The organism is uncultured Flavonifractor sp. (assembly GCF_944387675.1).
Classification (GTDB): domain Bacteria; phylum Bacillota; class Clostridia; order Oscillospirales; family Oscillospiraceae; genus Flavonifractor.
This window is the reverse complement of sequence record NZ_CALXFV010000098.1, coordinates 1-8,184: the sequence shown is the minus strand read 5'-3', so window position 1 is coordinate 8,184 and position 8,184 is coordinate 1. Positions and strand designations below refer to the sequence as shown.

Sequence of the window (8,184 nt, the reverse complement as noted above, 5' to 3'; positions counted from 1 at the left end):
GTGAAGCCCATGTGCGAGAAGTGCAAGATCATCAAGCGCAAGGGCAAGGTCATGGTAATTTGCGAAAACCCCAAGCATAAGCAGAGACAAGGTTAACAGGAGGTGCTGAGACAGTATGGCACGTATTGCTGGCATTGATTTGCCCAAGGATAAGCGGGTCGAGATCGGCCTGACCTATATTTACGGCATCGGGCGCACCAGCGCCAATAAGATCCTGGCCGAGGCCGGTATCAACCCCGACACCCGGGTTAAGGACCTGACCGAGGCCGACGAGGCCAAGCTGCGTGAGATCATCGGCCACAGCTACACTGTGGAAGGCGACCTCCGCCGCGACGTGGCGATGGACATCAAGCGTCTCACCGAGATCGGCTGCTACCGGGGCCTGCGCCACCGCAAGGGCCTGCCCGTCCGGGGCCAGCGGTCCAAGACCAACGCGCGCACCCGCAAGGGTCCCAAGCGCACCGTCGCCAACAAGAAGAAGTAAGGGAGGGAGAAACACATGGCTACCGCTACCAAGGGTAAGAAGGTTATCCGCAAGCGCCGCGAGCGCAAGAATGTTGAGAAGGGCCAGGTGCACATCCGTTCCTCCTTCAACAACACCATGGTCACCGTGACCGATATGGGCGGCAACGCCCTGTCCTGGGCTTCCTCCGGCGGCCTGGGCTTCCGCGGGTCCCGTAAGTCCACCCCCTTCGCCGCGCAGACCGCCGCCGAGACGGCCGCCAAGGCTGCCATGGAGCACGGGCTGAAGACCGTGGAGGTGTACGTGAAGGGTCCCGGCGCCGGCCGTGAGGCCGCCATCCGCGCCCTGCAGGCCGTGGGCCTGGAGGTCACCCTGATCAAGGACGTGACCCCCATCCCCCACAACGGCTGCCGTCCGCCGAAGCGCCGCCGCGTGTAAGAGAAGGAGGAAGAACAAATGGCAAAGAATATGCAGCCCATTGTGAAGCGCTGCCGCGCGCTGGGCATTTCTCCCGCTGCCATGGGCTACGCCGGAAAGAGCAAGCAGGAGTCCAACCGCAATCCCGGCGGCCAGATGCGGAAGAAGAAGAGCGAGTATGCCCTTCAGCTCACCGAGAAGCAGAAGGTCAAATTTGTCTACGGCGTGATGGAGAAGCAGTTCCGGATGTACTACGAGAAGGCCGCCCGGATGCCCGGCAAGACCGGCGACAACCTGCTCATCCTGGTGGAGCGCCGCCTGGACAACGTGGTGTACCGCCTGGGCTTCGCCGCCACCCGGCGTGAGGCCCGCCAGCTGGTGAGCCACGGCCACTTTACTGTCAACGGCCAGCGGGTGGACATCCCCTCCTTCCTGGTGAAGGCGGGCGACGTCATTGAAGTCCGCGAGGCCAGCCGCTCCTCCGTCAAGTTCAAGAAGCTGACTGGCGAGGATGCGCCCACCGTGCTGCTCCCCCAGTGGCTGGAGCGGGAGAAGAACTCCCTGAAGGGCACCGTGACCAAGCTGCCCGTCCGCGAGGACGTGGATCTGCCCGTGGAGGAGCACCTGATCGTCGAGCTGTACTCCAAGTAAAACTGATTGTACCCTCGATTATTGGTGAGCTGTAAATGGCTGCGGGCAATTGCCCGCGGCCGCGAAAAGGAGGGTAACACATGGTAGAAATCGAGAAGCCCCGCATCGAATGTGTGGAGAACCCCGGCGACGGCTCTTACGGCAAATACGTGGTAGAGCCTCTGGAGCGCGGCTACGGCACCACTCTGGGTAACTCACTGCGGCGCATCCTACTCTCGTCCCTGCCCGGCACGGCGGTTACCTCCATCAAGATCGCCGGCGTGCAGCACGAGTTCTCCACCATCCCCGGCGTGAAGGAGGACGTGACGGAGATTGTTCTGAACGTCAAGAGCATCATTGCCAAACTTCACTCCGAGGGCGTAAAGACGGTCTATATCGAGGCCAGCGGCGAGTGCGAGGTGACAGCCGGCGACATCAAAGCCGACGGCGAGGTGGAGATTCTCAACCCTGAGCTCCACATTGCCACCCTGGGTCCCGACGCCAGCCTGAACATGGAACTGACCATGTCTCACGGCCGGGGCTACGTCCCCGCCGACCGGAACAAGCCCGCCCAGACCATCATCGGGCTCATTCCGGTGGATTCCATCTATACGCCGGTGCGGAAGGTCAACTACACGGTGGAGAACACCCGTGTGGGGGACCTGACCGACTTCGACAAGCTGACCCTGGAGGTGTGGACCAACGGGACCATCACCGCCCGGGACGCGGTCAGCCTGGGCGCCCGCATCCTCTGCGACCACTTCGTTCTCTTCACCGACCTGAGCGAGACCATGGGCTCCAAGTCCACGGTGGTGGAGAAGGCGGAGGCCCAGCGGGACAAGGTGCTGGAGCTGACCATTGAGGAACTGGATCTGTCGGTCCGTTCCTTCAACTGCCTCAAGCGGGCCAACATCAACACGGTGGAGGATCTGATCTCCAAGACCGAAGATGAGATGATGAAGGTGCGCAACCTGGGCCGCAAGAGCCTGGAGGAGGTTATCAACAAGCTGGCCATGATGGGCCTGCACCTGGCCGACGAGGAGAACTGAGGCCAGAGGAAACGGGCGGTTCGGGGGCATGTAACGTCCCCTCCCGGACCCGCCGGCCGTCAGGCGCCTGTTTTCGGGGAGAACGCTTCTCCCTCCGGACGAATCTGAATCGCCATAGGAGTTGGAAACCATGTCTCATTATCGTAAACTGGGCAAGCCCACCGATCAGCGCATTGCCATGCTGCGCGCCATGACCACCTACCTGCTGGAGAACGGCCAGATCAAGACCACCGTCTCCCGCGCCAAGGAAGTGGCTCCCATGGCCGAGAAGATGATCACCCTGGCCAAGAACCCCGGCCTGGCCAATTACCGCAAGGCCCTGTCCTACCTGACCAAGGAGGATGTGGCCAAGAAGCTGTTTGACGAGATCGGTCCCAAGTATGCCACCCGCAACGGCGGCTACACCCGCGTGGTGAAGATCGGTCCCCGCCGGGGCGACGCCGCCGAGATGGCTATCGTCCAGCTGGTGTAAGCAGAAAAAAGGATGTGCCTGGAGCACATCCTTTTTTTACACATGTATGGATGGGCCGCCCCGGCTTGACAGGAGGGGGCGGTCCATCTTATAATGCAAGCATCCAAGCGGGGATGAGGGGCGGTGGACCAGGTGGGAAAGAAGCTGGAGGGCCGCCGGCTGCTGCTGGCCGCCTGCCTGGTCTATGGACTCCTGCTTTTACTGAACGTCCCATGCCTGTTTACCGTTTGGCTGGGCATTCCCTGCCCGGGGTGCGGGATGCGGCGGGCGGTGCTGGCCGCCCTGTCTCTGGATTTCGGGGCGGCCTTCCGGCTGCATCCCATGTTCTGGTCTCTGCCGGTGCTGGCGTGGTCTATCTGGAAAAACGGACGGCTTACCGGTGTCCGGCGGCTGGACCTGGCCCTGCACGGCACCCTGGCGCTGGGTTTTCTGGCCCATTACGCCGCCGTACTGCTGGACGCCCCCTGGCGGGGCGGCATATAAAGAGAGGAGCGATTGCGATGTATTGCCCCAACTGCGGGCAGCAGGTGGATAACCACGCCTCCTTCTGCTCCAACTGCGGCACGCCCCTGGATCAGAGAAACAGCCAGGACATTCCCGGCCAGAAATCCCGGCTGGCCGCCGGCCTGTTCGGCATTTTCCTGGGCGGTCTGGGGGTCCACAGCTTTTATCTGGGCTATGTGGGGAAGGGCATTGCCCAGATTGTACTGTCCTTCTGCTTCGGCATCGGCGCCATCTGGGGGCTGATTGAGGGAATTTTGATCCTGGCCAGCGTCATCAATACCGACGCCAACGGGGTCCCACTGCGGGACTGGTAGGTCCGGGAGAAGGGGAACAATCTCTCCTTGCAATTTGGCGGGAGGTATGGTATACTACACTCCAATCTGGAATAAAGGAGACGGTGAGCCCTCGTGGACGAACCTCCGCCTAGTCACAAGTACACAAAGAAAAGCAAGCGGGACAGCCTTATCCCTGTGGGATAGGGGTGTCCTTTTGCGCGTTCCTATCAAAAACAAGAGTTGGAGTTGATTGTTCATTTATGTTAGACAGTGCCAGTATCGCCATGATCGTGGGTTTGATCTTCTGCGTCATCATGTCCGGCTATTTTTCCGCCACGGAGACCGCCTTTACCTCCCTGAACCGGGTACGGCTGAAGAGCTGGGCGGACAACGGGGACCAGCGGGCCGCCCGTACCCTGGCGTTGGCCGAGGATTTTGACAAGCTGCTGTCCACCCTGCTCATCGGCAACAATATTGTCAACAACGCCGCCACCACCATCGGCGCGGTGCTTTTCATCCGGCTGATTGACGACGTGACCGGTCCCACCGTGTCCGCCACGGTGCTGACGGTGGTGATTTTGATTTTCGGCGAGGTCTCCCCCAAGAGCCTGGCCAAGGAGTCGCCCGAGCGGTTTGCTATGTTCGCCACCCCGCTGCTCATTGTGTTCCGCACCATCCTCACCCCCCTGAACTTCCTGTTCAGCCAGTGGAAGAAGCTGCTGTCCAAGCTGGTCCATAAATCGGATGACAGCGGCATTACCGAGGAGGAACTGGTGACCATGGTGGATCAGGCGGAGAGCGAGGGCGGCCTGGACCAGCACGAGAGCAAGCTTATTCGCTCCGCCATTGAGTTCAACGACCTGGAGGTGGATGAGATTCTCACTCCCCGGGTGGACATTGTGGCGGTGGAGGACACCGAGACCATGGACGAGATTGCCCAGGCCTTTGCCGAGAGCGGCTATTCCCGCCTGCCGGTGTACCATGAGGACATCGACGACATCGTGGGCGTCATCCACGAGAAGGACTTCCACGCCGCCCGCTACCGGGGGATGGAGGATATCAAGGCCATTATGGGTCCCATGCTCTATACCACCGGCAATACCAAGATCTCCGAGCTGCTGCGCATCCTCCAGCGGGAGAAGGCCCACATGGTGGTGGTGGTGGACGAGTACGGCGGCACCGAGGGCCTGATCACCCTGGAGGACATCGTGGAGGAGCTGGTAGGCGAGATCTGGGACGAGCACGACGAGGTCATTGAGGAGTTCCGCAAGCAGGAAGACGGCAGTTACCTCATCTCCTGCTCCGCCGATCTGACCGACCTGTTCGACCTGTTCTCCATCAAGGGGGAGTGTGACGCCAACACCATCTCCGGCTGGGTGATGGAGCAGATCGGCCGCATCCCGGAGGAGGGGGATCAATTCACCTCCGACGGACTGGATGTCACCGTGACCCGGGTGGACCACCGCCGGGTGCTGGAAATCCGGGTGGTGGTGCGGCCCGAGGAAGAGGAGCCGGGCAAGGAAAAGGGGAAGGAGGGGTAAACCCTCCCCGCCCACGGATAAGAACAGGAGTGAACAAGACCATGGCAAGCACACTGGAAGATCTGAAGAACCGCCGCAGCTGCCGCAGCTTTCAGCCCGGGCAGATCACGGAGGAGGAGCTGGCGCAGGTGGTGGAGGCGGGGACTTATGCCCCCACCGCCCGGGGCGGTCAGTCCCCCATCATTGTGGTGGTGCAGGACAAGGACACCATTGAGACCCTGCGGAGCATGAACGCCGCCATTATGGGTACGCCGGACGCTGACCCCTTTTACGGGGCGCCCACGGTGCTCATTGTGCTGGCGGACAAGGGATGTGTCAACCGGGTGTATGACGGCAGCTGTGTAATGGATAACCTGCTCAACGCCGCCCAGGCGGTGGGCCTGGGGGCCTGCTGGATTCACCGGGCCAGGGAGGAGTTCGACTCTCCCCAGGGCAAGGCCCTGCTGGAAGCGTGGGGCGTGAAGGGCGAGTACGAGGGTATTGGCCACTGTGTGCTGGGCTACCGGGCGGATACCGTTCCCGCCCCCGCCCCCCGGAAGGGAAATTATGTGTATTACGTCCGCTGAATCAGAAAAAACCGGGAAAATTTCCGCATGAGACTTTACAATAAGGGAAAAATGTGATAGTCTATCATAGCCTGTGTGAAGCAGGCGCTACCCCGGACTTCGTTTCCCGGCTCACACCGGCCGGTTACGCAGCCCGCGGGCAAATTGACTGAAAGGTGGAAAAACTCCATGATCCGCAAAGACGAAAAGACCGCCGTCATCGAGGCCAACCGCACCCATCCGACCGACACCGGCTCTCCCGAGGTGCAGATTGCCATTCTCACCGCCCGCATCCAGGAGCTGACCGAGCACCTGAAGGTGCACAAGCACGACAACCACAGCCGCCGGGGCCTGCTGAAGATGGTTGGTAAGCGCCGCAAGATGCTGGACTATCTGATGGACAAGGATATCGAGCGGTATCGTGCCATCATTGCCAAGCTGGGTATTCGTAAGTAAGAGGAAGCGCGGAGGCGTGGGTCGCAGGTCAACAGCGAGACACGCAGACGAAAAAACAGGTTGGCGGCATGCCAACGGCATTTTTCGCAGAGTGTTGAGCAGTTGACCGTTGCGAAGCCGCCGCAGCGTGACAAGAAAAGGATAGGGGTGGCGCGGGACACCGTGCCACCCCTTCTTCCCTTCCGTCAGAGCGCGCTTTTTAGCAGTTGAACCTGGGCCTGGAGTCCGGGCGTGGGTTCAAGTGCTAAAAAGAGCCCGGCTCTGATGTGTGGGAGACACCGACGAAAAGGAGGCAGAACTCGCATGTCAACCATTATCAAGCACAAGGAATTCACCAACCGCAAGGTGTACAAGACCGAGGTGGCCGGCCGTCCCCTGACCATCGACGTGGGCAAGGTGGCGGAGCTGGCCACCGCGTCCGCCATGGTGACTTACGGGGAGACCACCGTGCTGGTGGCCGTCACCGTCTCTCCCCGCCCCCGGGACGGGGTGGACTTCTTCCCCCTCTCTGTGGACTTTGAGGAGAAGCTGTACGCTGTGGGCCGGATTCCCGGCTCCTTTATGCGCCGGGAGGGGCAGCCCTCTCTGCCCGCCGTGCTGGCGTCCCGAGTCATTGACCGGTCCATCCGGCCCCTGTTCCCCTACGACTTCCGCAACGACGTGGTGGTTACCGCCACGGTGATGAGTGTGGACCGGGACTGCTCCCCCGAGGTCACCGCCATGATCGGCGTATCCGCCTGCCTGGCCTACTCCTGCATCCCCTGGGCCGGTCCCATCGGCTGCCTGGAGGTGGGCTATGTGGACGGCCAGATTGTGATGAACCCCACCAACGAGCAGAAGCATGCCTCCCAGCTGGACCTGACCGTGGCCGCCACCGACAAGAAGGTGATCATGATTGAGGCCGGCGCCAATCAGCTGCCCGACGACATCATGTATGACGCCATCGTGAAGGCCCACGAGGAGATCAAGGCTCAGGTGGCCTTCATCAACCAGATTGTGGCGGAAATTGGCCGGGAGAAGATGAGCTACGACCACGCCGACTTTGACCAGGAGCTGTTTGACAAGATTGTGGAGGCCACCATGGACGAGGCCCGCGCCGCCATGGACACCGACGACAAGAACGTGCGGGAGGAGCGGTGGAACGCCCTCATCGAGCACTGGCATGAACTCTTCCTGGAGGACTATCCCGAGATGGACAAGTACCTGGAGGAGATCACCTACAAATTCCAGAAGAAGATTGTCAAGGCCTGGCTGCTGGAGGGCCACCGGGTGGACGGCCGCGCCAAGAATGAGATCCGGCCCCTGGCCGCCGAGGTGGGCGTGCTGCCCCGGGTTCACGGCTCCGGCCTCTTTACCCGCGGCCAGACCCAGGTGCTGTCCATCTGCACCCTGAACACCCTCTCCGCCGCCCAGAAGCTGGATACCATCTGGGAGGAGGAGGAGAAGCGGTACATGCACCACTACAACTTCCCCGCCTACTCCACCGGTGAGGCCCGTGCCGCCCGGTCCACCAACCGCCGGGAGAAGGGCCACGGCGCCCTGGCCGAGCGGGCCTTGGAGCCGGTCATCCCCTCGGTGGAGGACTTCCCCTACGCCATCCGGGTGGTGAGCGAGGTGCTCTCCTCCAACGGCTCCACCTCCCAGGGCTCCATCTGCGGCTCCACCCTGGCCCTGATGGATGCCGGCGTACCCATCTCCGCCCCGGTGGCGGGTATCTCCTGCGGCCTCATCCAGGACGATGACGGCTCCTTCCAGACCTTCATCGACATCCAGGGCGTGGAGGACTTCCACGGCGAGATGGACTTCAAGGTGGCCGGCACCAAGGCCGGTAT

The 8,184-nt window shown here is 61.7% G+C and carries 12 protein-coding genes; all 12 read left to right on the top strand.

Annotated elements, in window-relative coordinates:
• Positions 1 to 96, top strand: a 96-nt coding sequence (gene rpmJ, locus Q0J74_RS09225) for a 50S ribosomal protein L36 (RefSeq protein ID WP_297213711.1), incomplete at its 5' end; no start/stop codon positions are given.
• A 19-nt stretch (positions 97 to 115) separates the two neighbouring features.
• Positions 116 to 484 carry a 30S ribosomal protein S13 gene (rpsM, locus tag Q0J74_RS09220; protein ID WP_297213709.1) on the top strand — a complete coding sequence of 123 codons (369 nt, stop codon included), beginning with the start codon at positions 116 to 118 and terminating at the stop codon, positions 482 to 484.
• Between the two features lie 15 nt (positions 485 to 499).
• Positions 500 to 901, top strand: coding sequence for a 30S ribosomal protein S11 (gene rpsK / locus Q0J74_RS09215; protein WP_007494608.1), 402 nt, complete (start codon positions 500 to 502; stop codon positions 899 to 901).
• Positions 902 to 919: 18 nt separating this feature from the next.
• Positions 920 to 1,531, top strand: coding sequence for a 30S ribosomal protein S4 (gene rpsD / locus Q0J74_RS09210; protein ID WP_297213705.1), 612 nt, complete (start codon positions 920 to 922; stop codon positions 1,529 to 1,531).
• A gap of 80 nt (positions 1,532 to 1,611) precedes the next feature.
• On the top strand, positions 1,612 to 2,559 hold the full coding sequence (locus Q0J74_RS09205; protein ID WP_297213702.1) for a DNA-directed RNA polymerase subunit alpha: 948 nt from the start codon (positions 1,612 to 1,614) through the stop codon (positions 2,557 to 2,559).
• Between the two features lie 130 nt (positions 2,560 to 2,689).
• Positions 2,690 to 3,031 (top strand): 50S ribosomal protein L17, encoded by a 342-nt coding sequence (rplQ, locus tag Q0J74_RS09200; protein WP_297213699.1) that lies wholly within the window; start codon positions 2,690 to 2,692, stop codon positions 3,029 to 3,031.
• A gap of 123 nt (positions 3,032 to 3,154) precedes the next feature.
• On the top strand, positions 3,155 to 3,514 hold the full coding sequence (locus Q0J74_RS09195) for a DUF2752 domain-containing protein (protein WP_297213696.1): 360 nt from the start codon (positions 3,155 to 3,157) through the stop codon (positions 3,512 to 3,514).
• A gap of 17 nt (positions 3,515 to 3,531) precedes the next feature.
• A complete protein-coding gene (locus Q0J74_RS09190; protein WP_297213693.1) occupies positions 3,532 to 3,849 on the top strand; it encodes a TM2 domain-containing protein in 318 nt (105 codons plus the stop codon).
• 221 nt (positions 3,850 to 4,070) lie between these two features.
• Positions 4,071 to 5,351, top strand: coding sequence for an HlyC/CorC family transporter (locus Q0J74_RS09185; protein ID WP_297213689.1), 1,281 nt, complete (start codon positions 4,071 to 4,073; stop codon positions 5,349 to 5,351).
• A gap of 41 nt (positions 5,352 to 5,392) precedes the next feature.
• Positions 5,393 to 5,917: a nitroreductase family protein gene (locus tag Q0J74_RS09180; protein ID WP_297213685.1), complete on the top strand. Its 525-nt coding sequence runs from the start codon at positions 5,393 to 5,395 to the stop codon at positions 5,915 to 5,917.
• A 168-nt stretch (positions 5,918 to 6,085) separates the two neighbouring features.
• Positions 6,086 to 6,352: a 30S ribosomal protein S15 gene (gene rpsO, locus Q0J74_RS09175; RefSeq protein WP_130869671.1), complete on the top strand. Its 267-nt coding sequence runs from the start codon at positions 6,086 to 6,088 to the stop codon at positions 6,350 to 6,352.
• A 303-nt stretch (positions 6,353 to 6,655) separates the two neighbouring features.
• The coding region (locus Q0J74_RS09170; protein ID WP_297213681.1) for a polyribonucleotide nucleotidyltransferase at positions 6,656 to 8,184 on the top strand (1,529 nt) is incomplete at its 3' end.